The organism is Mucilaginibacter sp. CAU 1740, assembly GCF_039839285.1.
Taxonomy (GTDB): Bacteria; Bacteroidota; Bacteroidia; order Sphingobacteriales; family Sphingobacteriaceae; genus Mucilaginibacter.
The window spans coordinates 350,219-374,412 of the sequence record NZ_JBDOQS010000001.1 but is presented as its reverse complement, the minus strand read 5'-3'; the positions used below and the strand labels follow the sequence as shown (position 1 = coordinate 374,412).

Annotated in this window: 20 protein-coding genes, 2 tRNA genes and 1 riboswitch; of the genes, 14 read left to right on the top strand and 8 right to left on the bottom strand. The window is 43.6% G+C overall.

Features of this window, described 5'->3' with window-relative positions; all coding sequences use genetic code 11:
- Positions 1 to 92: 92 nt before the first annotated feature.
- The 6 genes from murQ to AAFN85_RS01675 all read left to right on the top strand — a co-directional run bounded on the left by murQ (position 93) and on the right by AAFN85_RS01675 (position 9,169).
- Entirely contained in the window at positions 93 to 902 is an 810-nt protein-coding gene (gene murQ, locus AAFN85_RS01700) for an N-acetylmuramic acid 6-phosphate etherase (protein WP_347525222.1), read from the top strand.
- A 134-nt stretch (positions 903 to 1,036) separates the two neighbouring features.
- On the top strand, positions 1,037 to 1,603 hold the full coding sequence (locus tag AAFN85_RS01695; protein WP_347525221.1) for a hypothetical protein: 567 nt from the start codon (positions 1,037 to 1,039) through the stop codon (positions 1,601 to 1,603).
- 173 nt (positions 1,604 to 1,776) lie between these two features.
- On the top strand, positions 1,777 to 2,625 hold the full coding sequence (locus AAFN85_RS01690; protein WP_347525220.1) for a Bax inhibitor-1/YccA family protein: 849 nt from the start codon (positions 1,777 to 1,779) through the stop codon (positions 2,623 to 2,625).
- Between the two features lie 24 nt (positions 2,626 to 2,649).
- Positions 2,650 to 2,759, top strand: a riboswitch (SAM riboswitch).
- A gap of 188 nt (positions 2,760 to 2,947) precedes the next feature.
- Positions 2,948 to 6,652 carry a methionine synthase gene (metH, locus tag AAFN85_RS01685; protein ID WP_347525219.1) on the top strand — a complete coding sequence of 1,235 codons (3,705 nt, stop codon included), beginning with the start codon at positions 2,948 to 2,950 and terminating at the stop codon, positions 6,650 to 6,652.
- Between the two features lie 232 nt (positions 6,653 to 6,884).
- Positions 6,885 to 7,841 (top strand): methylenetetrahydrofolate reductase [NAD(P)H], encoded by a 957-nt coding sequence (gene metF, locus AAFN85_RS01680; RefSeq protein ID WP_347525218.1) that lies wholly within the window; start codon positions 6,885 to 6,887, stop codon positions 7,839 to 7,841.
- Between the two features lie 320 nt (positions 7,842 to 8,161).
- Positions 8,162 to 9,169: an IS110 family transposase gene (locus tag AAFN85_RS01675; RefSeq protein WP_347525217.1), complete on the top strand. Its 1,008-nt coding sequence runs from the start codon at positions 8,162 to 8,164 to the stop codon at positions 9,167 to 9,169.
- Between the two features lie 300 nt (positions 9,170 to 9,469).
- On the opposite strand, the gene AAFN85_RS01670 is transcribed toward AAFN85_RS01675, so the two are convergent.
- Positions 9,470 to 11,308, bottom strand: a complete 1,839-nt coding sequence (locus tag AAFN85_RS01670) for a hypothetical protein (protein WP_347525216.1) — start codon at positions 11,306 to 11,308, stop codon at positions 9,470 to 9,472.
- A 631-nt stretch (positions 11,309 to 11,939) separates the two neighbouring features.
- Between AAFN85_RS01670 and AAFN85_RS01665 the strand changes: the two genes are divergently transcribed.
- From AAFN85_RS01665 to AAFN85_RS01650, 4 genes are all read left to right on the top strand, one after another.
- Positions 11,940 to 12,428 carry a hypothetical protein gene (locus AAFN85_RS01665; protein WP_347525215.1) on the top strand — a complete coding sequence of 163 codons (489 nt, stop codon included), beginning with the start codon at positions 11,940 to 11,942 and terminating at the stop codon, positions 12,426 to 12,428.
- 75 nt (positions 12,429 to 12,503) lie between these two features.
- On the top strand, positions 12,504 to 13,097 hold the full coding sequence (locus AAFN85_RS01660) for a hypothetical protein (protein ID WP_347525214.1): 594 nt from the start codon (positions 12,504 to 12,506) through the stop codon (positions 13,095 to 13,097).
- A gap of 30 nt (positions 13,098 to 13,127) precedes the next feature.
- Positions 13,128 to 13,928: a sensor histidine kinase gene (locus tag AAFN85_RS01655; protein ID WP_347525213.1), complete on the top strand. Its 801-nt coding sequence runs from the start codon at positions 13,128 to 13,130 to the stop codon at positions 13,926 to 13,928.
- Between the two features lie 51 nt (positions 13,929 to 13,979).
- Complete coding sequence (locus AAFN85_RS01650; RefSeq protein WP_347525212.1) at positions 13,980 to 14,636, top strand: response regulator transcription factor; 657 nt, start codon at positions 13,980 to 13,982, stop codon at positions 14,634 to 14,636.
- Here the strand turns inward: AAFN85_RS01650 and AAFN85_RS01645 are convergent.
- Positions 14,633 to 15,526 (bottom strand): AraC family transcriptional regulator, encoded by an 894-nt coding sequence (locus AAFN85_RS01645; RefSeq protein WP_347525211.1) that lies wholly within the window; start codon positions 15,524 to 15,526, stop codon positions 14,633 to 14,635. The two genes, AAFN85_RS01650 and AAFN85_RS01645, sit on opposite strands and share 4 nt — an antisense overlap.
- Positions 15,527 to 15,650: 124 nt before the next feature.
- Between AAFN85_RS01645 and AAFN85_RS01640 the strand changes: the two genes are divergently transcribed.
- Positions 15,651 to 16,472: a phytanoyl-CoA dioxygenase family protein gene (locus AAFN85_RS01640; RefSeq protein ID WP_347525210.1), complete on the top strand. Its 822-nt coding sequence runs from the start codon at positions 15,651 to 15,653 to the stop codon at positions 16,470 to 16,472.
- Positions 16,473 to 16,631: 159 nt separating this feature from the next.
- On the opposite strand, the gene AAFN85_RS01635 is transcribed toward AAFN85_RS01640, so the two are convergent.
- The 6 genes from AAFN85_RS01635 to AAFN85_RS01610 are packed head-to-tail and all read right to left on the bottom strand — an operon-like array spanning position 16,632 to position 23,021.
- The gene (locus tag AAFN85_RS01635; RefSeq protein WP_347525209.1) at positions 16,632 to 17,621 is read right to left on the bottom strand and encodes an L-histidine N(alpha)-methyltransferase; all 990 of its coding nucleotides are present in this window, start codon (positions 17,619 to 17,621) and stop codon (positions 16,632 to 16,634) included.
- Positions 17,622 to 17,642: 21 nt separating this feature from the next.
- On the bottom strand, positions 17,643 to 18,794 hold the full coding sequence (egtB, locus tag AAFN85_RS01630; protein ID WP_347525208.1) for an ergothioneine biosynthesis protein EgtB: 1,152 nt from the start codon (positions 18,792 to 18,794) through the stop codon (positions 17,643 to 17,645).
- A gap of 5 nt (positions 18,795 to 18,799) precedes the next feature.
- Positions 18,800 to 20,371, bottom strand: a complete 1,572-nt coding sequence (locus AAFN85_RS01625) for an ABC transporter permease/substrate-binding protein (protein WP_347525207.1) — start codon at positions 20,369 to 20,371, stop codon at positions 18,800 to 18,802.
- The gene (locus AAFN85_RS01620) at positions 20,364 to 21,338 is read right to left on the bottom strand and encodes an ATP-binding cassette domain-containing protein (RefSeq protein WP_347525206.1); all 975 of its coding nucleotides are present in this window, start codon (positions 21,336 to 21,338) and stop codon (positions 20,364 to 20,366) included. The genes AAFN85_RS01625 and AAFN85_RS01620 overlap by 8 nt, the downstream gene beginning before the upstream one ends.
- Before the next feature lie 12 nt (positions 21,339 to 21,350).
- On the bottom strand, positions 21,351 to 22,736 hold the full coding sequence (locus AAFN85_RS01615) for a mercuric reductase (RefSeq protein WP_347525205.1): 1,386 nt from the start codon (positions 22,734 to 22,736) through the stop codon (positions 21,351 to 21,353).
- A gap of 3 nt (positions 22,737 to 22,739) precedes the next feature.
- Entirely contained in the window at positions 22,740 to 23,021 is a 282-nt protein-coding gene (locus tag AAFN85_RS01610) for a DUF427 domain-containing protein (protein ID WP_347525204.1), read from the bottom strand.
- Between the two features lie 199 nt (positions 23,022 to 23,220).
- Here AAFN85_RS01610 and AAFN85_RS01605 point away from each other — a divergent pair.
- From AAFN85_RS01605 to AAFN85_RS01595, 3 genes are all read left to right on the top strand, one after another.
- Positions 23,221 to 23,292 (top strand) — tRNA-Glu (locus tag AAFN85_RS01605).
- Between the two features lie 87 nt (positions 23,293 to 23,379).
- Positions 23,380 to 23,451, top strand: a tRNA-Glu gene (locus AAFN85_RS01600).
- A gap of 179 nt (positions 23,452 to 23,630) precedes the next feature.
- Entirely contained in the window at positions 23,631 to 24,155 is a 525-nt protein-coding gene (locus AAFN85_RS01595) for a hypothetical protein (RefSeq protein ID WP_347525203.1), read from the top strand.
- The last annotated feature ends 39 nt before the right edge of the window (positions 24,156 to 24,194 follow it).

The following is a 24,194-nucleotide window of genomic DNA, read 5'->3' as shown; positions in this document are numbered from 1 at the left end:
AGTTAACAATTGCAGTGTCAATAATTTTTACCTGCGCCCTTGCATTTGATGTTTTTTACCGAATTTTGTTATAAATTATTTGAAAATAGCCTATGGAAACCACCACCGAAAGGGAATCGCACTATAAAAACCTCGAAAAACAAACCGTAAGGGAAATTTTAGAGAACATTAATAATGAGGATAAAACCGTTCCGCTGGCTGTTGAAAAAGCGCTGCCGCAGATAGAAGCCCTGGCTACTATCACTGCCAAAAGGATGAAAGCCGGCGGTCGATTGTTTTATATAGGCGCAGGTACCAGCGGTCGTTTAGGTGTGGTTGATGCTTCGGAATGTCCGCCAACTTTTGGTGTTCCGTTTGATATGGTGGTGGGATTGATAGCCGGTGGAGATGGCGCTATCCGCAAAGCTGTTGAGTTTGCTGAGGATGATGCCGTGCAAGCCTGGGCCGATCTGCAGGCTTATGATATTAATGATAAAGATGTGGTGGTGGGCATAGCTGCTTCAGGCACTACACCTTACGTTATCGGCGGCTTGAAAACCGCGAATGAGCACAATATTGTTACCGGCTGCATTGTTTGTAATAGCGGCAGCCCGGTAGCGGGCGTGGCGCAATACCCGGTTGAGGTGGTGACCGGTCCTGAGTTTTTAACCGGATCAACCCGCATGAAGGCCGGTACCGCGCAAAAATTAGTTTTAAATATGCTGAGCACAAGCGTAATGATCCAGCTTGGCAAGGTTAAAGGAAACAGAATGGTTGATATGCAATTAAGTAACCACAAATTAGTGAACAGGGGCACACACATGGTAATGAACGAAACCGGGCTAAGTGAAGAAGAAGCAGCCGGGCTACTGAAACAATACGGCAGCGTACGAAGCGCTGTTGATCATTATTTTAAAAAATAGTTTCGATGTGCGGATTATAGATGTGCAGATATGCAAATTTTTGATGTGCGGATGCTTTCATTTACACATTTGAAATCTGCATATCTGCACATCTATAATCCGCACATCCGCAAATCTGAAATCGAATAAAAACAATGCACGAGATTGAACCATATTACCGCTGGAGAGACGATTACGTAGCATCGGAAGATGAGTATTCGCCTTTTTACGCTACAGAATACAGCGAGTTTGAATTTGACAAGCAGGTTTATAATTATCTGCTGCACCCGCAATGGGATTCGTTCGGCTCCAATACCCTTTATTTAAAAGTGCTTTTTGCCGATTATGATAAAGGCTATACCATTATTGAGCTGATTGGCGAATGGAACGATGCTATCAACAACGACATCATGCTGCTTAAGCGCGAGCTTTTAGACCTGATGGTGGATAACGGCATCAGCCATTTTATCCTGATTGGCGAAAACGTGCTCAATTTCCACTCAAGTGATGATTGCTATTACGAAGAGTGGTTTCAGGATGTGGAAGATGGCTGGATAGCCGGTATTAACTTCCGCGAACATGTGATAGAAGAGTTTAAACGTAATAACATCGATTACTACATCAACTTTGGTGGCGAGCTGGATAATTTGGGCTGGAGGGCGTTAAAACCTGTACAGGTTTTCAAAAAAGTGGAAGAGCAGTTGATGAGAAGGCTAAATTAGGGAGATAGAGGCAGGAAATCAAGAGTCACGAAGCAAGAAAAGAGGGATGGCAAGGTTGTCAATCTTTCTCTTTTTTCTTGACTCTTGATTCTAATAGTCTTGAGTCTTTCCCCTGTTCTTCACCTTACATTCACCTTTTATTCATATATTCGTACTATAATTTTTAACATAAAATGGAATTTAAAGATTCAAAATACAACTACGATAATGTTATCGAAGTTAGGGATCAATCAGAGGTCGGTTCACGCAAATTTTTATCTGGTGTATTCAGCTGGATGTTTGTAGCGCTTGCCATTTCAGGCGTTAGCGCGTTTTTATTTGCAGGTACTCCTGCCTTAAGGAGTTTATTATTTGATTTTAACACAGGTCATTTAACAAACCTGGGTATGATAGTTAGATTTTTGCCATTAGCTTTCATATTACTTATGAGCTTTGGATTAAATCGCCTTTCTTACCCCGTTTTGGCATTTTTATTCATTGCATATTCGGCGGCTACGGGCGTAAGTCTTAGCTTCCTTCTATTGATTTATTCTTCATCAAGCGTTTCTTTGGCTTTTGGCGTATCAGCGCTGGTATTCGGCGTAATGGCGATAGCGGGTTATACAACGCAGATGGATCTGACCAACTTTGGCGGCATCCTGATCATGTTATTGATTGGCATCATTATCGCGTCATTGGTAAACATGTTTTTAAACAGCGAAGCTATAGGCTATATCATCAGCTACTTTGGCGTTGCGGTATTTACCGGCTTAACTGCTTATGATGTTCAAAAATTAAAACGCATTGGCGCTGGCCTTGAATACGGCGACGCTTCGGCCAAGAAAATGGCGCTGATGGGCGGGTTAACTTTATACCTTGATTTCATCAACCTGTTCTGTTTGTCCTTCGCTTATTTGGCGGCAGAAGAAGATAATTTCAACAAGAAACCAAATCAAAAAGCTGCCTCCAAAAAAGGCGGCTTTTTTTGTTTAACAATGTGGCTTAACCGTGATATTAGGGCTGTGTTATACACTTGCAAATGACAACTTTATTACGCAACTTTGCGGTGCTTATGGAGAAAGACGGAGGGATTAGACCCTGCGATGTCTTAGCAACCTGTGCTTCACAAGGTGCTACATTCTACTCAGCAGCCAAACGGCACTGGGAAAGATAAGCGAAAGTCATAACAACACCCGACTTTTCGAGATAAGCTTTTTATTTATTTGTGATTACAATGATTTTTTAATTGCACTGATTTGATATGTACTAACCGGCTATTTGCTTAATACGTCGGCAAATCATAATAATCTTTAAAATCAAACCAATCAGTGAAATCATCAAATAAAAAATCGGTGAAATCAAAAAATGGACATTAGAAAAGAATTACAGAAACGCATCCTGGTGATTGATGGAGCAATGGGTACCATGATACAACGGTACCAGCTCACGGAGAAGGATTTTCGTGGCGAGCGTTTTCGCGATCATCATAGCGATTTACAGGGGAATAATGACCTGCTCAACATTACACGTCCGGATATTATCAAGGCCATCCATGCCGAATACCTGGACGCCGGGGCCGATATCATTGAAACCAATACCTTCAGCACGCAGGTAATTTCCCTTGCCGATTATAAGCTGGAAGAACTTGCCTACGAACTAAGCTACGAAGGCGCGCGCATTGCCCGCGAAGTAGCCGACGAATACACCCAACGCAACCCCGATAAGCCACGCTTTGTTGCCGGTGCTATCGGGCCAACAAACCGTACTGCATCTTTATCGCCTGATGTTAATGATCCCGGATATCGTGCCGTTACGTTTGATGATCTGGCCGATGCATACTATGATCAGGTTAGGGGTTTGGTTGATGGCGGTTCGCACCTGTTATTGGTTGAAACCATCTTTGATACGCTGAACGCCAAAGCGGCCCTGTTCGCCATCAAACGTTACGAAAACGAATGTAAAGCTGCCGGTAAGGATTTTCCTGCTTTCAGGGATTCGGGCGGCATCATGATTTCGGGTACTATTACAGATGCCTCGGGCCGTACCCTTTCGGGCCAAACGGTTGAGGCTTTCTGGAACTCGATAAGCCATGCCAACTTGCTTTCGGTAGGTTTAAACTGTGCTTTGGGTGCACGTGAAATGCGCCCTCACTTAGCCGAGCTTTCTGAAAAAGCGGGCGTATATATCTCAGCCTATCCAAACGCCGGCTTACCGAACGAGTTTGGTCAATACGACGAAACCCCGCACGAAACCGCCCACCAGGTTGATGATTTTATCAAAGCCGGACTGGTAAACATTGTCGGCGGCTGCTGCGGCACCACGCCCGATCACATTAAATGCATTGCCGATAAAGCTGCCGCCTTCCCGCCCCGCCCTATCCCTCAAATTGAGCCGGATATGCGACTGAGCGGCTTGGAATCGGTTACTATAAAACCCGAAAGTATTTTCGTGAACGTAGGCGAGCGTACCAATATTACCGGTTCGCCTAAATTTTCGAAATTGATTTTGGCCGAGGATTATGAGGCTGCCCTATCTGTTGCCCTGCAACAGGTTGAAGGTGGTGCCCAGGTTATCGATATCAACATGGATGAGGGCATGATCGACTCTGAAGCGGTGATGGTAAAATTCCTGAACCTCGTAGCTTCCGAGCCTGATATTGCCAAACTGCCCATCATGATCGATTCCTCTAAATGGACGGTGATCGAGGCTGGTTTGAAATGCGTACAGGGAAAAGGCATTGTAAACTCTATCTCCCTGAAAGAGGGCGAAGAAAAGTTTAAAGAACATGCCTCCAAAATATTAAGCTACGGTGCAGCCACCGTAGTAATGGCTTTTGACGAAACCGGCCAGGCTGATTCACTGGAACGCCGGATAGAGATCTGTAAAAGATCGTACGATATATTGGTAAACGAAGTGGGCTTCCCCCCGCAGGATATCATTTTCGATCCCAACATCCTCACCGTAGCCACCGGCTTGGAAGAGCATAACAACTACGCGGTTGATTTTATCGAGGCAACCCGCTGGATCAAGCAAAACCTGCCGCATGCTAAAGTGAGCGGTGGTGTAAGTAATATTTCCTTCTCCTTTAGGGGTAACAATACCGTGCGCGAGGCTATGCACTCAGCGTTTTTATACCATGCTATTCAGGCCGGTATGGATATGGGTATTGTAAACGCGGGGATGCTGGAGGTTTACGAGCAAATCCCTAAAAACCTGTTAGAACTGGTAGAAGATGTATTATTAAACCGCCGTGAGGATGCCACCGAGCGTTTGGTTGAATTTGCAGATACCATTAAAAGTAAAGGCAAAGAGGTAGTACGCGACGAAGAATGGCGCAAAGGCACCGTTCAGGAGCGCCTCTCCCACTCGCTGGTAAAAGGTATTGTTGAATACCTTGATAACGATGTGGAAGAAGCACGCCAGGCCTATAGTAAACCATTGGAGGTAATTGAAGGCCCGCTGATGGATGGGATGAACATTGTAGGTGACTTATTCGGCGCCGGTAAAATGTTCCTTCCGCAGGTAGTAAAATCGGCCCGGGTAATGAAAAAGGCCGTGGCTTACCTCCTGCCATTTATTGAAGAAGAGAAAAAAAACAACGCCAATGCAGATCAGCGTGCCAACGCCGGTAAGGTTTTAATGGCCACCGTAAAAGGCGACGTGCATGATATTGGTAAAAATATAGTTGGTGTGGTACTGGCCTGTAACAACTTCGAGGTGATTGACCTTGGGGTAATGGTACCTGCGCAACGCATTATTGAAGAAGCTAAAAAACAACAGGTAGATATTATCGGGCTAAGCGGCTTGATCACTCCGTCGCTTGATGAGATGGTGCATTTTGCCAAAGAGATGGAACGCGAAGGATTTACAATTCCGCTTATTATTGGTGGTGCTACAACATCCCGTATTCACGCTGCGGTAAAAGTCGCTCCGCAATATTCGGGCGCGGCTATCCACGTACTGGACGCTTCACGCAGTGTTACGGTGTGCAGCAGCCTGATGAGCAAGGATAATCGTAATGCTTACATCCAGGGCATTAAGGATGAATACGCCAAAGCCCGCGAGGCACATGCCAACAAAAAATCTGACAAGCGTTTTGTAACTATCGAAGAAGCCCGTGCAGGCAAATTCCAGATCAGCCTGGATGGGGATGTTGCCCCGAAGCCTATTTTCACCGGTACTAAAGTTATCGAGAACTACCCGCTGGAAGAACTGCTCCCTTATATTGATTGGACACCGTTTTTCCATACCTGGGAACTCCGCGGCAGCTATCCAAAAATATTTGATGATAAGTTTGTAGGGGTTGAAGCCAAAAAGCTGTTTGATGACGCGCAGGAACTAATGAAGCGCATTGTTAAAGACAAACTGTTAACCGCCCGTGGCGTAATCGGCTTCTGGCCGGCCAATGCCGTAGGTGATGATATTGAACTATACACCGACGAAAGTCGCACCACGGTGTTAAACCGCATCCACACCCTACGCCAACAGGCCGAAAAGGTGAAGAACGATCCATACTACGCTCTGTCAGATTTCATCGCGCCAAAAGAAAGCGGTGTACCTGATTACTTCGGCGGCTTCGCGGTAACCACAGGTTTAGGCTGCGATGAGCTGGTTGCCGAATTTGAGGCCGACCATGACGACTACAACAGCATCATGGCCAAAGCCCTCGCCGACCGCCTTGCCGAAGCTTTCGCCGAAAAAATGCACGAACTGGTACGTAAAGAATACTGGGGCTACGCGAAAGACGAGCAACTGAGCAACGTTGATCTGATCAAAGAACAATACCAAGGCATCCGTCCGGCACCGGGCTATCCAGCCTGTCCGGATCATACCGAAAAAACCACGTTGTTTGAACTGTTAAAAGCAGAAGATAACGCGCACATGCAACTAACCGAGAGCCTGGCCATGTTGCCTGCTGCCTCTGTAAGCGGCTTCTACTTCGCGCATCCGCAGGCAAGGTATTTTGGTTTGGGTAAGATCAGCAAAGATCAGGTGGAGGATTATGCGCTGCGTAAGAATATGCCGCTTGAAGATGTTGAACGCTGGTTAGGGCCGAATATTAATTATTAGCCCCCCGGCCCCCTAAAGGGGGAGTAAGAAGGAAGGCAACAAAAAGCGTAGGGAATGTGCGATTCCCCTCTCGAGAGGGGTGGAGGGGTGTGTTAGTCAAGCGACAATGAACGTCGTATAACACCCCCCTCCCAATACACATCTCCACCGCGCCCCCTCTCAAGAGGGGAATTAAAAAAGTATATTATAAAACTTAAATAAAAAATTCCCCCTTTAGGGGGTTAGGGGGCTAATGAAAATACCTGAACATATAGCAAACGCTAACGGCAAAACACTTTTTTCGTTCGAATTGATCCCGCCTTTAAAGGGGCAAAGCATCCAGGGCATTTATAACGCCATCGATCCGCTGATGGAGTTTAAACCTCCGTTTATTGATGTGACCACCCTGCGCGAAGATTTTATTTACAAACAGCATCCAAGCGGTCTGCTCGAAAAATTATCATACCGCAAGCGCCCTGGTACCATTGCCATTTGCGCGGCTATTATGAACAAGTACAAGGTTGATACCGTACCTCACCTGCTTTGCGGCGGTTTTACTAAAGATGAAACCGAGAACGCCCTCATCGAGCTGGAGTTTTTAGGTATCGAAAACGTACTGGTATTACGCGGTGATGCCCGCCTTGGCGATTCATCATTTGTACCTACCCCCAATGGCCATTGCTATGCAACCGAGCTATTGCAACAGGTAGTAAACCTTAACAACGGCATTTACCTGCACGAAGATCATGGCAATACAGCTAAAACAAACTTCTGCGTGGGTGTAGCCGGTTATCCCGAAAAACACTTTGAGGCCCCTAACCTAAAAACCGATTTCAAATACCTGAAACAAAAGGTTGAAATGGGTGCTCAGTTCATAGTAACCCAAATGTTTTTTGATATCGATAAATACAAAGAGTTTGTGAACGGTTGCCGTGCTAATGGCATCACAGTTCCTATTATTCCGGGACTGAAACCAATAACATCGTCAAAACAATTAGTTACGCTATCAAAAACATTCCATATCGATCTTCCTGAAGATTTGACTGATGCTATCCACGCTTGTGATAATGAAAAAGCGGTTAAAGAGGTTGGTATTGAATGGATGATCAATCAGTGTAAAGAATTGATCGCTTTTGGTGCTCCGGTACTGCATTTTTATACCATGAGCAACGCAGGGCCAACTAAAAGGATTGCTGAGGCGATATTTTAGTAGCACTCCATGCTTCTCCCCAAAACGTCATTGCCTTTAGATTAGCTTCAACAAAATAATAGAGGTTATTATTATTGTTGAAGCTTTCTTTTTGCTTCTTTTTCTTTGTTAATAACCTTGTATTTTGTGGAAAAAGTTAACAACGGTAAGGGTGCGTTATCGTCATTGCCAGGCATTAAGGCCTATACCTCGATTGAACCCCTTACCGTTTGTTTTAAACTGAGACATCAAATAGAAATTAGAGTTTGGAAGGCTCATTAGTAAGGTATTGATGTGGTTTGAAACCGTTAACTGTTTACTTACATAAACAGCACAAAGGTATGGAATTTGAATTTTTCATCGGTATCGATGTATCAAAGAATGAACTCGATTTTTCGGTTCAACAGGGTAAAACGTTTCTTTTCCACAAGGAAATAATCAATGATCCGGATGCGATCTATGCCCTATTAAAGGAGCTTAGCAAGCTAAAGGGCTTTGCGATGAACAAGGCCATCTTTTGCCTTGAGCACACCGGCATCTACAGTAATCACTTATTATCCTGCTTATATAAGAAGAAGGCAAACATTTGTCTGGAAGCAGCAAGCCAGATCAAAAAGTCACTTGGTAATCTTCGTGGCAAGAATGACAAGGTAGATTCTATGCGGATAGCTACCTACGCTTATAAAAGCAGGGAAGAGTTACGCCTGTGGTCCCCCAGGAGGGAAGAGGTTCAGCAACTGGCCCATTTATCATCTACCCGCTCAAGGTTGATAAAAACAAAGAAAATACTCAAAATACCACTTAAGGAATATGGCAGCTTTGTTAAAAAGAAAGCTGCTAAACAAAACACCAACCTCTGTAATAAGGCCCTTAATGGTATTGAGGCCAGCTTAGAAGCTGTAGAAAAAGAGATCATGAATATCGTTAACGCTGACCCGGAGCTAAAGCGTTTATTCACCCTGGTTACTTCTGTAGTAGGTATCGGCAAGGTTACAGCGATACAATTGATCGTAACGACCAACGAGTTTAAAGATATTAACAATGCGAGTTCATATGCCTGCTACGCGGGCCTCGTACCTTATCTGGAAGAGTCCGGAGTGTTCAAGGGCAAAGGTCGGGTTTCACATATGGCTAATAAAAAAGTAAAGACGCTCTTGCATATGGCTGCACTGGTAGCTATTCAATACAACGATGAATTAAGGGCTTATTACGAAAGAAAAGTAAACATTGAAAAAAAGAATAAAATGAGCGTTTTAAACGCTGTCAGAAACAAACTGGTACAGCGTATTTTATCCTGCGTGAACCAAAATCGGAAATATGAAAAAAATTATCTCAAATTAGTTGCTTAGATCATAGAAATCGAGGTACGAAGCAATCGCACGGAGGCAGGTCCGCCCTGTACTGTTCGCGATTGCTTCGTGCCTACCCATGACATGTTTAAAAATGGGTGTCATGCTGAGCTTGTCGAAGTATGGTGGGCGGGGCTTCTGCGCGCGACCCTTCGACAAGCTCAGGGTGACAGGCCGACCCGCCTGATGTCATATAATCGTTCAGAGGCGACCGCTTTTATTTACTCGCAATGACAGGGCAGTAATAAAACACAAAACGGCACCGCCAAACGCGGTACCGTTCTCCCTTCCACATGCAGGTTATTTGCAAAAAATAACCTGGTTCGTTTTACCCTGATCGTTAACTTCGCCGGTGGTTAATTTGCGATAAGTTGTAAGGGTTAGGCTATAGGCGCATGAGGGCCATGCGCTAAAAGGCGGGGTTAAAACAAAAGGCGCGGGTGCAGCCATATCAAACTTTTTAGCGTCGCCACGTGGGGTTGCCCCGCTTGGCAAGCCTGTAATAGTTGCTGTAGCGTTAGACCATACACCCAAAGCCCAACTTGCTATCAGTTCATGATCAACCGTATAATCGGCATGAGCGCTGGCGTTTACCGGGGTACAGCCACTTCCTCCTCCGGCAAAAAGCTCTTCCAGTTTCAGCAGGTTTACTTCGTTCCAGTTATTTACATAGATCTGGCCTATGAGCGATTGCGTGTTCAGGTTTGGCGATGCGGCATTAGCCGGATCATCGGTGGTTTGGAATTTAATGTAGATCATTTTGCCGTTTTTCTGATCAGCAGCCGGTACAGCTAAACCTGGCGTCAATCCGGTGCTGGCATCTCCGCCGCCAACTATGGTAGCGGTGTTTAGATAGAACAGCGAACCGTAAAAGCCATTATCCAATGCAGGCTGATCTACCCGCACCCAACCATTGGCATCAGGGTGCAGCACATGATCGGGGATCGGGTTAGGGTAATTATCGGCCAGTACGCTATCCGGTACTGATGCTGGTTGGTTAATATCTATCACCACATTCTGAAAAGCGGTAGTACCATTCCAGGTAATTTGGCGGGTGGCAACCTTAAGCGCAGTAGCTTCCATTTGTGCGGTAGTAACCGGGCTGTAGTTCACATTATCGGTAGAGAATAAAAAGCGGTAATAAAGCACGCTTGCGGGCGCCGTAGGTACTTTTTTAGTGGCATAGCCCCCTAACTTCACCGAACTGAAGAATCCATAGCCTGTGCCACCTGCGCCAAATTTGCTGATGAGCGTTTTGCCGCTTCCGTCAATATCTGATGTAATACTGAAATTGCCAACCGATGTAAACCATGGTGTATCGCTGGTAAGGATGCCGCCATCTTTAATACAAAGTTTCACACAGAAACAGTTATTGGCATTGTGGCGATCGTTTTGACGGCCACGGGTGCGGTCTTCGGCCAGCAGAACATTGCCCGATGAACTTTCAACCCTAAAATAATAATCCGGACCGGCTGGCCATTCCACATTCAACCATGGTAGCAGGGTTTTCCTGAAATTATCTCCCGGATATACAATGGTGAACTTTCCTGTGCTATCGGTATAGGCATTGCCTAAATAATCATCCTGCAGCAAATCAACATCGTAAGCAAACACTTTAACACCGGCTATCGGCTTTTTAGTTTCGCAATCAGTAACATATCCACAAACCACCCAAATATCCAACAGGGTTAAGATACGGCAAAACCATTTTGGGTCTATCCGGTAATCAAACCTGGCGTATTGCGCGTTTTCCTGTGTGCTTTTATAAAGCGGCTGCAGCGTGGTAATATGGAACTGCAGTACCGGGCCCTTTTTTGGCAACGGAATTTTGAATGGTTCGTTGCCGCAATACCAATCAACATCTACACTTCCTCCTTCGTAACCAGTTTTAGCGCCATCTATTTCGATGCTGAAATCGCCGTTTTCCTGCACATCGGCCTGAACTATGAACAGGCGTTCTTTAGTTTTTAGTTCATCATCAGTTACCAGGTGAAAGGTTTGCTTAGGATCGGCAACGGCGAGGCGGGTTTCATTTTGCTGGTCGGCAGGTTTGTAAACTTTTACCGATGTGCCCGCAACAGGCAGTTCGCAGTCCGAACATAATAAACCGCGTAGGTTTCCTTTAATAATGTAATTCATAGGTTTTTTGGTTAGATTTTTTGTACTGGCTTACTCTTTGATGTTGGATTTTCAGCATACTCCGCCCGGTATGGTTAAGGTGTGGCTTACCGGTCAAGTCAAAGTTTGGGTTAAAGCGGTCGGTAAACAAGGTTGCCAATACGCTATTATAGCCTGTGGTTGTACGCAATGTATTAGCGTAATTTTAGAAAGTTGGACTGCGTATAACTACGGATTGGAAGAAAAAGGGAAATAAAAAAGCGCCTCTCCTTCCGGGAAAAACGCTTTGCTATCACATTTTAGGTTTTAGGAGGTCAGTGGCTTAATATTAAAAGCAATTTAATAAATACATTTCATATTTTAATATTAATTAAAAACATTTTTTACAATAACGAAAGCGGTAGGCCTTAAAGCTAAAAACACTTAAAAGAAGCTTTTTTATATACACGTAAGATTACAGTTTCTGTTACGTAAAAATACGTATTAAGAGTAGGTTAATTAACCCCTAAACAAAATCAAATTACTAATAATCAATAAGTTAATTAAATAAAAAACCGAACAGCCTAATTATTCGCTCTGTATCGAAATTGAAATAGTTACGTATTAGCCTTAGTTTTATATAAAAACTAAACATCCTTATTATCTATTTTCAATGGAAACACAAGACAGACGACCATCATCACCTATCACCGGCCAGGAAGGCGCACCAATTGACATTAACATCGCCGCCGAATGGACAAAGAATCACAGGCACCGTAACCCTAAGGATATCATTTCTCAATTTTTCGGTCAGGAAATATTAAATACCATACTAAGTCAGGATGGCTGTATGGGAATCCGCATTTATTATGCAAACGATCAAAAGTTAAATGGGTGGCAAAAGTTTTGGGTTTCCATAAGTAATTTCCTGTTACATGCTATTGCAGATGTGCGCGGTCAGCAGCATTTTATCATTACCGGAGTAACCGCTGATGGTGAAGATCAATTGCCTGATGATAATAAAGTTGCAGAGGCTACCCCGCCTGCAGGTGCTCAAACTTTCAAGTTAATGAAAGCCGAAAAACAAAATATTGTTGGCGAGCAAGCTGTGCCTTGCCCAGGAACAGCTGGTTGTCCGCAAAACGTATTGACAAAAGATTAATATTTAACTATCTACCTCATGCTTGTAAGCGTATTATTGATGAACATATCGGTGATATCCGGCCTATCCCCGGTATTGGCTGCCGCATATAATTACAAGCGTTTAGATAAATTAATGAGATTATTAGCATTGTTCTTATTAATATCAACTGTGTTTGACTGGTCTATGTGGCTTTCTTATCACTTTAAGCCCAATACAGGCCATCCTTTAAACACCAATCCAGTACTTCATATATTTGTAACGATCAGCATCATATTTTTCAGTCTTATTTACTATAACCTATTTCGCAATTCAGTTTTAAAAATAATAACACTGGTTCTGGCTATCGCAACCATGAGTATTGTATTGTTTTATGCACGACACCCGCTCGAATACCCATCGGTATCAAACACGGCTTCAAGCCTGCTGCTGATCATACTTTCACTGAGTTACTTTTACCAACTTTTAAATCCGCAAACCTTTGTTCATATTGAAAAACAAGGCTTGTTCTGGTTTAACTCTGGCGTATTATTTTACTCGGCGGTGAATATTTTTTTATTTATGCTTTTTAGCAGGATACCAGATAAGGACAAACCAGATTATTACGTTATATTTAGCATAACAAATATTATTACAAACCTAATATACACCGTAGCCTTGCTTTGTAAGCCACAAAATACGGATGGATAAAAGCCCTTATAAAGTTTTGAGCTATCATTTATGTACAACAATCCCCTTTTACAAGTAACCCAAAACGGCCTAATCCCCGTCCTCATCATCGGGACATTGGTGGTTGTTGTACTAATCATTTTCCTATTCTTCTTCGTAATTATTTACCAGCGAAGAATGCTTAAAAACCAGGCCGAGGTACGTGCACTGCACGACGCCCGGCAAATTGACCTGATGAACGCCGTGTTTGAAACCCAGGAAAGTGAACGCAAGCGCCTGGCCGAAGATCTGCACGATAGTGTTGGCCAGGTGCTTTCGGCTATTAAACTGAACCTGCACCGGCTGGATAAAAATTGTGTAAACGAAGTTACCCAGCCGCTGTTGATGGATACCCGCAAACTGGCCGATGAATGTATCCAGGAGATCAGGAATATCATCCAGAATGTGTTGCCGCCTATCCTTACTGATTATGGTTTACTGGCAGCTATAGAAGCTTTGTGTAATAAAGTTGAGCAAAACACGCATATCAAGGTTAAGTACACCAAAAATATTACCGATAAACGTTTCCCGCACGAAATTGAGCTGGCCTTGTACCGCATAGCGCAGGAACTGTTTGGCAATGCCATCAAACATTCGGAAGCAACCTTGATCAACCTTACCATTAGCATGGATGCCGGTTACCTGGTGATGGAGTTTAAGGATAACGGCAAGGGGTTTGACATGACGGATGTAAAGCACGGCTTCGGCCTTAAAAACCTACAAAGCCGCGTGCAACTCATTAACGGTGAAATCAATACATACAGCAAGGCTCAAAGCGGAGCTATCACCATCATTAAATTAAAAGTAGTATAGTTAAAATCAATAGCCTATATTTATTGATTATTTGATTTTTTAAAGTAAGCAATGGGCCCTATCAAATTAGGTATAGTAGACGACCATAAAATTTTCAGAAATGGTTTAAAAGCTACGCTTGAAGAATGCGAGGATTTTGAAATTATACTCGAAGCGTCAAACGGAAAAGAGCTTGTTGGTTTGCTGGCCACCAAAACGCCGGATGTTATCCTGATGGATATCAAAATGCCCGAGATGGACGGCATCCAAACCGCTACCCATGTGCACCAGCACTTTAAGGATATCAAGATCCTTGCCCTATCCATGTTTAACGAGGATAAGTATATTGTTGATATGATGAAGGCCGGCGCATCGGGCTACCTGCTTAAAAATGCCGAGCCGGAAGAGATCATTGAAGCTGTATCAACTGTTTACAGTAAAGGCTTTTATTTTAACGAGCACTTATCTATTACCCTCATTAAACAACTGGTAGGCAACGATCCATCCGAAAGTGCGGCCAGCAACAAAACCGACCTTAACGAACGCGAAATAGAAGTGCTCAAGCTGGTTTGCCAGGAATGCTCGAACCAGGAAATTGCCGATAAAATTTTTCTGAGCGTACGCACGGTTGAGGGATACCGGGCGAGATTATTCGAAAAAACAGGATCAAAAAATTTAGTAGGGCTGGTAATTTATGCCATTAAACGCGGCATTATCAACGTAAACTAAGCCGATAGCTTTTTATCGCCAGCCAAATTGCGCACAAACCTTTTACGATAGTTTAACGGACTTAAATTCATTTTGGCCTTAAACATTTTGTAAAAGTGCGATACATCTCCAAAACCACTTTCGTACGAGATCTCTGATATCGGCTTATCCGTTTGCACCAGTTGTTGTATGGCATAGTTTAAGCGGTACTCGATAATGGTTTCCATAAATGTTTTACGGGTAACCTTTTTAAAGTACTTGCAAAACGCGTTGGGCGTCATATTGGCAATACTTGCCGCCTTATCTAACGATACCTGCTTACGGAAATTCTCAACCAGATAAGCAAACACCGGGTTAATACGTTCACGCTCGGTAATGGAACGCTCAGCAACAATACGGTGCTGATCAAGCAGGGCATAATCTTCGGATGAGGCCAGGCGGTGCAAAATCTCCAATAAACCTATCAAGATCCTGAAATTGCTTTTTTCTTCAACCAAATTCAATAACATCTGGTTTACTTCTTTAGCTATCTCCCCGCGAAAAGCAACCCCGCAACCCGCTTGTTGAAACAGTTTTTTGATGAGTTGCAGTTCGAACTTGTTGAAAAAATCCTCACCTAAAAAAGCATCATTAAACTGGATCACTACAGCGCTGGCCGAACGAAGGTTTTGCTCGTTCGATTCCAGTTTCCAGCAGTGTGGCAGGTTTGGGCCAAGCAGCACCAGGTCGCCGGAGGCAAAATCTTCCATGTGGCTGCCTACGTAGCGCTTACCGCTACCGCTTACAACGCAGGTAAGCTCATACTCCTCATGAAAATGATAAGGAGCATCAAATGCCAGTTTATCGAACTTACGAATAAGAAACGATTGGGTGTTGGCGGGCTGAAGAACTTCGTACGAGGCTTTTATCATTGCATATTTTAGCGTAAAAATAATATTAATTTAAATTACGGATAAAATCACCCATAAATGCACCATTCATTTCATTTTTTTTCATTTAAAGATAAGCTTACTTTGAGATATAAACCTAAAAATCATGAATGCACAGATCGCTCATCTACCACCGCTTGATAACTTTATAAAATTATCCAACCACAATATTAATGAATTTCGTGAAAAAGGCCATACCCTTGTGAAAGAAGTGCTTACAAAAGAAGAAATTAATGCCTATCGCCCGGTAATTGTTGGCGCCGCCGACCGCTACAACACCGAAAAACGCCAATTGGCAGACCGCGATACTTATGGCAAAGCTTTTTTACAGATCATGAACCTGTGGCAAGTAGATGAGGATGTAAAAACTTTTGTAATGGCCAAACGCCTCGCCAAAATAGCCGCCGACCTGATGGGTGTTGAAAACGTGCGCATTTACCACGATCAGGCCCTGTTTAAAGAGCCCGGAGGTGGCCCTACCCCCTGGCACCAAGATCAATATTACTGGCCTATTGATACCCACAACACCGTAACGTTGTGGATGCCACTGGTGGATATTGATGTAGATATGGGAATGCTCACTTTCGCCTCCGGATCGGACAGGAACGGCGCTATATTTAATACAGAAATTTCAGATGAGTCGGAGTCGGCATTCGATGAATACGTGAAAGGAAGAGGTTTTGAAATAACCCGCGCCCGAACTATGCAGGCCGGCGATGCCACCTGGCACCGGGGTTTTACTATTCACAATGCCCCCGGTAATAATTCGGATAAAATGCGCGAGATCATGACGATTATTTATGTGGCCGATGGCGCAAGAATTACGCCCTATAAAAATGATTGGCAGAAGAGCGACCATCATAAATGGCTGATGGGGAAACCTATTGGCGGTGTGATTGATTCGGAGTTGAACCCGAAGGTGCTATGAACCGTTGATTAAGATGATTACGTTGATTTTTTCTTTTGTCAGAACTCGAATTTGGGGGAATTATAGGAATTTATCGAATTTGCTTAGCATTCTGTATATTCTAAAATTCTGATTCAGACAACATCAGCGAAATCAACGTAATCAAAAAAGCATCAATGGTTATGCCGCCACCCAAACCGCATCAATAAACCATTTCTTCGTATCAAAAAACTGGCCTATTGGCTGAAAGCCCGTGTTAACGGCAATCTGATCGGTTTGCATAATGGTGAACTTTTGTGAGATCTCCATGTAAACGTATTCGTCCTTTTTGAAGTTAACCTTTTCGTGGCCTATCATTACTTCCTGGTCTTGCAGACTGATGAGGTAACTTTTGCATGCGCCTGTTTCGGGATCGTAGGTTGGGTAGTGCTCAAACTGATCTACCTTAAAATCGGCATGCAGCTCGCGGTTTATGCGGCGCAGCAGGTTGAGGTTAAACTCGCGGGTGATGCCGTCTTTATCGTTATAGGCCGCGAGGATAACACGTGGATCTTTTTTCAGATCCATGCCTATCAACACCATATCGCCTTCGGATAGGTTGCCACGCAGTTCGCGACAAAATTCAATAGCATCGTTGATGGGCATATTGCCTATGTTCGATCCTAAAAACAACACCACTTTGCGCCGTGGCGAAATGGCGGCCGCTTTCTTCAACATCTGGAAATACTCGCCATTAAGGCCGGTTATTTTTATTCCGGGCAGGGTAACAGGTAAAGTAATGTTGAGGTATGATATTACATTATCAGATATATCGATAGGCAGATAAGTAAAATCGGCCTTTTTATCTAACAAGTATTTAAGGAGATAACTTGATTTGGTGGCATCACCGGCACCCAGTTCAATCAAGTCGAACGCATCGCCATCGGCAATCAGCGCGTCGCAGATCTCGGCTGTTTTTTCCGAAAAGATCTCCAGCTCGCAATTGGTTGGGTAATATTCAGGGCAGTTCATGAGCTCCTGGAACAGCTTATCGCCGTTGGCATCATAAAAATATTTCGAATCGAGGTGCTTGGGTTCTGATTTTAGCCCGGCTATAACATCGGCATAAAACTGCCTGTTCTCTTCACTAATAGTACAACTCACTTTTTCTTCTGTAGTAACTTGGTTCATAGGTGGTGGTTTGATGCCGGTTTATTTTGCAAGCCTGATGCCAGTAAACTGCCAGCGTAAGTTTGTTTGAAAAAAGTTGCGGTATGTGATGCGACTATGCCCCGGCGGCGTAACTTCCGATGCTCCGCGCAATACTTTCTGGTTAACCATAAATTTACCATTATATTCACCAATTGCACCCGGCGCTTTGGCAAAACCTGGGTATGGCAGGTACGAACTTTCGGTCCATTCCCAACGTTGGCCCCAGTAAAATTGGGTTGCCGCGGCCTCCCACTCAAACTCGGTAGGCAGGCGCAGGCCTTTCCATGAGGCGAATGCATAAGCCTCAAAATAGCTGACATGCGTTACCGGGGCTTTTAAATGTAATTGTTCAAGTCCGTGGTACGTGTAATTATGCCATTCGCCATCAATATTGTGCCAGTACAGCGGTGCTTCAACCTTGTTGGTGTTTATCCAATCCCATCCTTCGGCATGCCAGTGGCGGAAATCGTGATATCCACCGCTGTTAATAAATTCCAGATATTCGGCATTGGTTACCAGTTTAGGGCTTATTTCGTAAGCGTTAAGGTATACTTTATGGCGGTTCAGCTCGTTATCAAAGCTGAATCCCTCGCCGTTAAAACCTATCTCGTAAATACCTTCATCCATTTTGATAAAACTATCTGCAGCGGATTCTTCAAAATGAGGCGCTGAATACTCCGGATTGTAAGCAGGGAACAGTGGATTATGACCAAGAATATATTTAATATCAGTCATCAATAGTTCCTGATGCTGTTCTTCGTGATTAAAACCAAGCACCATCAACTCTTTAACATCATTACTGATTTCGCCACGAAGAAAATTCGCCATAGCCTCATCTACATATTTACGGTAGCTGTAAATTTCAATAACCGTAGGGCGGCTCAGGTTACCCCTATCCGTACGGATCACCCGGTTACCAACGGTTTCGTAATAGCTGTTAAAAACGTAATTATAATCCGGGTTATACTCCTCGTAACCCATAAAGTAAGGTTTTAGGATAAACGTTTCAAAAAACCAGGTAACATGGCCAATATGCCACTTAGGCGGACTAACATCTACCACAGGCTGCACCACGTAATCTTCGGTTTGCAGGTACGAACAAATTTTTTCGGTACGCCGGCGCACCTCCTGGTAACGTGTTATTAAGTCCATTTATGTTACTTACTATCTAAATACTTCTTTAAGTTTGAAATTGTTTTAACTCCTAATTTATTTGCCTGTTCCTGTCGCATCATTAAAGCGTAGGCGTTGTTAAAACCAATAGGCTTAAGCCATTTTATCTGGTATTGCTTTTCAAATTGTTGCTGCACATAGTTATATGTGCTGTCTTTATTTTTTGTTACCTCGTTAACCGTTTTGGGCGATGCCTGTAATATGGCCAGCAGTCCGGTACCGGTGTATTCCGAGTAAAAATCAATCTGGTTATTGGTCATGGCATCAAAACAGATCTTGGTGCCACCCAAGCCCGTTTTGGTTGATACATCATGATCCGTATAACCCTTTATCAGCATGCTGTACATGTTGGCCAGTATGTATTGCTCGCCAAAAATTTTTGAGCCGATGCGCACCACGCCATCATTCCCTCCGCGTTCGACACGCCACAATTTATGTGCCACCAGAAAGTCTTTAGCCACCCGCTCGGGGCTTTGGTGAAGATAGTCGGTGCGGTAATTTAAATCGGTCATTACCGAATCATTTATTTTTCCGGAGAGTAGGTTTAATGTCTTTTCAAGGTCAGGAAATTTTTTCAGGGCATCATCGCGCACAATCGGCGCGGCATAATAAGGCGGAAAAATGTGTTTATCATCATCCAAAACCACCAAATTGTAAGCTTTCAAACGACCATCAGTGGAGTATCCGCTGATCACATCTAATTGTTTTTCAAAGGCTGCCTTGTACATTACTGCATCGCTGATCACGATGGTGTGGATCTTCAGCCCATACTTGCTCCTGAGGCCAAGATCGCCATCCTGCCTCCCCATAAATTCGGGTGTAAAACCAGCGGTAAGTTTCCCTTTTGATTTTGCGGGGATAAGATAAAACAGGCAAAGCAGTACCAGTAAAACAGGTAGCACATACAGTGCTTTTTTTATTTTTTTAAAGCTAACTTTTTGCACCAGCGATAAAAGCACATCAAAAATAACAGCCAGCAATGCTGAAGGGATAGCGCCCGCCAGTATCATGTTCGTGTTATTTAACGAAATCCCGCCGAAAATAAACTCACCCAAACCGCCGGCCGCTATCAGCGAAGCCAAAGTAGCCACCCCTACATTGATCACCGTAGCCGTGCGGATGCCCGCGAAAATTACCGGCATGGCCAAGGGCAGTTCAACCTTAAACAAGATCTGCCATTTGCTCATTCCCATGGCTGTCGCCGCCTCTTTAACCGCGGCATCAACTTCTAAAATTCCGGTGTAAGTATTACGGATGATTGGTAACAGGGCGTATAATAACAAAGCTACAATAGCAGGCTTGGGGCCAATACCCAGTAACGGGATCATAAAACCCAATAAAGCTATACTCGGGATAGTTTGCAGCACACCGGCAATCCCCAAAACAATGCCCGATAATTGTTTTTTACGGGAGATAAGGATCCCCAGCGGCAAACCCACCAGCACGGCAATGCATAACGAAATAAACGTTAAGCCAATGTGCTGCAAAGTTTGCTCTTGCAATTTGCCCGATTGCTGCTGCATAAACTGCCATAAAGTTTGCTGCTGCTCATTCATGGCCGCTCTCTTTCTTATATTGATAAAAGGCCGACATCAAAGATTCAAAAGATACAGTCTTCGCTTCTTTATCCTCAATATCTATTATATGAAGGTGATGAGGTTTCAAAATTGTAGCTCTTTCCAGGGTCACCCATAAATCACTTTTGGAGCCAACCAGTATTCCGGATCCAGACCCTTTTATTTCTTCATTTGAAGGGAGTAAATGCCAAAGCGATTTAACTGTAATTGTTTTTAATTCCAGCAGAAGTCTTTGTTCCTTCAAAAACTCCTTTACAAAATCATTAACCGGATTAAAAAGGAGATCAGCAGGTGTACCGGATTGAATGATCCGGCCTTTATCCATCAGACAGATCCTGTCACCTAACTCAAAAGCTTCCTGCACATCGTGGGTTACCATGATAATGGTTTTGCGTTTCAATTCATCAAGAGCTTTAAACTCGGCGTGAATTTTTGAACGGGTAACATTATCCAACGCGCCGAAAGGCTCATCCATCAGTAAAACCGGCGGATCGGATACCAGCGCCCTTGCGAGGCCTATCCGTTGCTGCTGACCGCCGCTTAGTTCGTTGGGATAGGCTTTTAAGTAAGTTGCATCCAGATGGAGTTTTTCCATCAGTTCAGCTATGCGTTTTTCTGTTTTTTGTTTATCCCATTTTAACAGATTGGGTACAACGGCAATATTTTCGGCAACGGTATAGTGAGGGAACAGGCCGTTATTTTGCAATACATAACCTATGCCCCGGCGCAATGCCTCTGGCTGCTGCTCCATAATGTTTTTTCCGTCGATATAAATGCTGCCACTTGTGGGTTCTATCAACCGGTTGATCATTTTAAGCGTAGTGGTTTTGCCGCAGCCGCTGGTACCCAGCAAAATAAGGGTTTCCTCCTCAGGCACCTCGAACGAGACACCATCAACAGCATTAACATCCCCAAACCGCTTGCTTACATTGTCAACCTTTATCATAGGCTTATGGGATCAATTGTCCAGGGTCATGAACAGGTTATTTAACGATTCGGAGTACAGCGGGTGAGCGAACACGCAATACCTGATCCTGTCATAAGTAATGCCGCCTTCCATGGCCATCTGCAATACGGTCATCACCTCGCCACCTTCGGGGCCGAGCACTGTAGCGCCCAGGATCCTTTTCGTATCCGGATCAACAATAGCTTTCATAAAGCCCCGGGTATCGCCGGTTTCAATGGCCCGGGCCACGTGGGCCATGGGTAGTTTGGCTACTTTGTATTTGATGCCTTGTTTTTTGGCCTCAGTTTCGTCGATACCTACCCTACCCAATTGCGGGTCGGTAAACATACAGTATGGCACCGGGCGGTCTTTTATATTAAAATCAGCTTTTTCGATAAGGTTGCGATAAACTATGGTATAATCATTATAGGAGATATGGGTAAATGCGGGGCCACCTTTAGCATCGCCAAGCGCATAAACACCCGCTGCCGAAGTTTCCAGTTTATCATTTACTTTAATGTGGCCTTCCTTGTCGGTCTCTATCCCGGCCGATGGCAAGTTCAGCGCTTCGGTTTGCGGTTTGCGGCCAATGGCCACCAGTACGTGGGTGCATTTAATTTTCCGCTCCGTACCTTTCTCGTCGATAGTAACGGTGATCTTCCCTCCTGCTTTCTGTTTAAACTTTACAGCATGGGTGTTGGTAAGGATATCGATTTTTTCCAATTCAAAGATTTTCTGCATTTCGGCCGAAATATCCTCATCCTCATGGGCCACTATCCTTGCCGATTTTTCGAGAATGGTAACCTTGCTGCCAAACCTCCTGAACATCTGCCCAAACTCCAAACCGATATAATTACCGCCAAGCACAACGAGATGCTCGGGCACATAGTCCAGATCGAGAATAGTGGTCGAAGTAAGAAATTGAACCTCGCTCAACCCTTCTATCTCCGGGATCAACGGCGACGCGCCGGGGTTTAAAAAAACCTTATCGGCCTTAAATGTTTGTACTTTGCCGCTGTTCAGCTTAACCTCAACTGTTTTCTCTCCGGTAAAACTCGCCTCTCCGAAAACCACATCAAGGTTGCGTGTTTTCTCGGCTGCTTTCAACCCGCCGTTACGCGACTTCAGCACAATTTCATCCTTGCGCTTTTTAACAACGGCCATATCAACCGAAAACTTTTTTACCGTTACGCCCAGCTCATGACTTTTAGTGGCCATGTAGGCAGCCTTGGCCGATGCTATCATGGTTTTAGTTGGCGTACAACCATCATTAACGCAGGTACCACCGTAAAACCGTTTTTCGATAATAACGGTTTTTAAACCGGCGTTGGCCAGCTTTTTAGCCAGCGGCGCACCTGCCTGGCCTGCACCTATCACAATAGCATCGTAAGTTTTCATAGCTTATTCGGTAATTTTTACTCCCTTCCAAAACGCTACATAGTTGGTAATGTTTGTGGCTGCTTCTTTTGGTTCGGGATAATACCAGGCGGCATCCTGATTTTCTTTGCCGTCAACTTCAAGGGTATAGTACGAGGCTTTACCTTTCCATGGGCAGGTAGTGTGGATATCAGTTTCTTTAAGATACTCGGCTTTAACGCTTTCTTTAGGGAAGTAGTGGTTATTTTCAACAACAATAGTGTCATTGCTTTCGGCAATGACCTGGTTATTCCAGATGGCTTTCATAAATAGTTGGATTGTTTTACGGAATAAAGATAGCTTTAACACAACACAAATTGCAAGTCCGCATAGCCATTTTTAATTTATCACACTGAAAAACAGGCGCTTTTATAGAACGTTTAATTTTTTTTGAAAAAACATTTTGATTTTCTCAACCAATACCTATCTTTGCAATCCCAAATCAAGGGAAAAAATTTAAAAAGACGGCCCGTTCGTCTAGGGGTTAGGACAGGAGATTTTCATTCTTCAAACAGGGGTTCGATTCCCCTACGGGCTACAAACCCTCTGAAAACTTCGGAGGGTTTTTTATTAATTAATTACTGTTGATGAGGCAGCAACGCAAATTGCCTCGGCCATGAAAAATGGCCCGTTCGTCTAGGGGTTAGGACAGGAGATTTTCATTCTTCAAACAGGGGTTCGATTCCCCTACGGGCTACTGAAATTAATATCAAAACAAAAAAGGCTGCAAATGATTTGCAGCCTTTTTTGTTTTCGTCAAAATGCCATTTTATTTAATAAACTTACTAAAAAGCGAGTAAGTTAGAATGTCAAATACAAATATTTAAATCCGTCTGCTTTAATCAGTTTACTTAACCACTCAAATTGTTACTGTTTATGAAGACAACATTTTTTATTACGCTTGTTTTTTTGTTTTATAACATGACAAGCTGTGCGCAAACAAGATTCACAGAAGGGGTATCGACTATAGGAAACCAAAAGTTTGACATTACAAAATCATCGCTAACTGTCAATAACAAAAGATCGTGGTTCGTTTCTTCTCAAAAGAATAAATACCAAGGCCCGATTCCTCTACCTAAAGATAATTACGATATGCCAGTCAGTAAATCGGATATACATGTTGATCTGGATAAAGTAAGATCTATAGTTTATCAATTTTTAAATAACAAGAAACAAGAGTTACACAACAAAAACGAAAAATTGGGAATGGCTTTTAAATTTGAAACCAACGGTTCGTTAGTTTATGTGAGCTATACTTTATTTGAAGATACCATCATTACTTTAGCAGATTTAGAGCAAATAGATACAGCGCTAAGACAAGAGATAAAAGCGACATTTTCAGGTCAAAGTTATGATCATTATATTGCTGTAGATTATAACTTTCCGAGAATAACATTTTGAAAATCTTTTTACAGATCCTCTATCAGATATTAAAATTTA

Excerpts from the sequence above, each read along its gene's own strand:
- murQ (WP_347525222.1), top strand. The coding sequence starts at position 93 with ATGGAAACCACCACCGAAAGGGAATCGCACTATAAAAACCTCGAAAAA.
- AAFN85_RS01695 (WP_347525221.1), top strand. The coding sequence starts at position 1,037 with ATGCACGAGATTGAACCATATTACCGCTGGAGAGACGATTACGTAGCA.
- AAFN85_RS01690 (WP_347525220.1), top strand. The coding sequence starts at position 1,777 with ATGGAATTTAAAGATTCAAAATACAACTACGATAATGTTATCGAAGTT.
- metH (WP_347525219.1), top strand. The coding sequence starts at position 2,948 with ATGGACATTAGAAAAGAATTACAGAAACGCATCCTGGTGATTGATGGA.
- metF (WP_347525218.1), top strand. The coding sequence starts at position 6,885 with ATGAAAATACCTGAACATATAGCAAACGCTAACGGCAAAACACTTTTT.
- AAFN85_RS01675 (WP_347525217.1), top strand. The coding sequence starts at position 8,162 with ATGGAATTTGAATTTTTCATCGGTATCGATGTATCAAAGAATGAACTC.
- AAFN85_RS01670 (WP_347525216.1), bottom strand. The coding sequence starts at position 11,308 with ATGAATTACATTATTAAAGGAAACCTACGCGGTTTATTATGTTCGGAC.
- AAFN85_RS01665 (WP_347525215.1), top strand. The coding sequence starts at position 11,940 with ATGGAAACACAAGACAGACGACCATCATCACCTATCACCGGCCAGGAA.
- AAFN85_RS01655 (WP_347525213.1), top strand. The coding sequence starts at position 13,128 with ATGTACAACAATCCCCTTTTACAAGTAACCCAAAACGGCCTAATCCCC.
- AAFN85_RS01650 (WP_347525212.1), top strand. The coding sequence starts at position 13,980 with ATGGGCCCTATCAAATTAGGTATAGTAGACGACCATAAAATTTTCAGA.
- AAFN85_RS01645 (WP_347525211.1), bottom strand. The coding sequence starts at position 15,526 with ATGATAAAAGCCTCGTACGAAGTTCTTCAGCCCGCCAACACCCAATCG.
- AAFN85_RS01640 (WP_347525210.1), top strand. The coding sequence starts at position 15,651 with ATGAATGCACAGATCGCTCATCTACCACCGCTTGATAACTTTATAAAA.
- AAFN85_RS01635 (WP_347525209.1), bottom strand. The coding sequence starts at position 17,621 with ATGAACCAAGTTACTACAGAAGAAAAAGTGAGTTGTACTATTAGTGAA.
- egtB (WP_347525208.1), bottom strand. The coding sequence starts at position 18,794 with ATGGACTTAATAACACGTTACCAGGAGGTGCGCCGGCGTACCGAAAAA.
- AAFN85_RS01625 (WP_347525207.1), bottom strand. The coding sequence starts at position 20,371 with ATGAATGAGCAGCAGCAAACTTTATGGCAGTTTATGCAGCAGCAATCG.
- AAFN85_RS01620 (WP_347525206.1), bottom strand. The coding sequence starts at position 21,338 with ATGATAAAGGTTGACAATGTAAGCAAGCGGTTTGGGGATGTTAATGCT.
- AAFN85_RS01615 (WP_347525205.1), bottom strand. The coding sequence starts at position 22,736 with ATGAAAACTTACGATGCTATTGTGATAGGTGCAGGCCAGGCAGGTGCG.
- AAFN85_RS01610 (WP_347525204.1), bottom strand. The coding sequence starts at position 23,021 with ATGAAAGCCATCTGGAATAACCAGGTCATTGCCGAAAGCAATGACACT.
- AAFN85_RS01595 (WP_347525203.1), top strand. The coding sequence starts at position 23,631 with ATGAAGACAACATTTTTTATTACGCTTGTTTTTTTGTTTTATAACATG.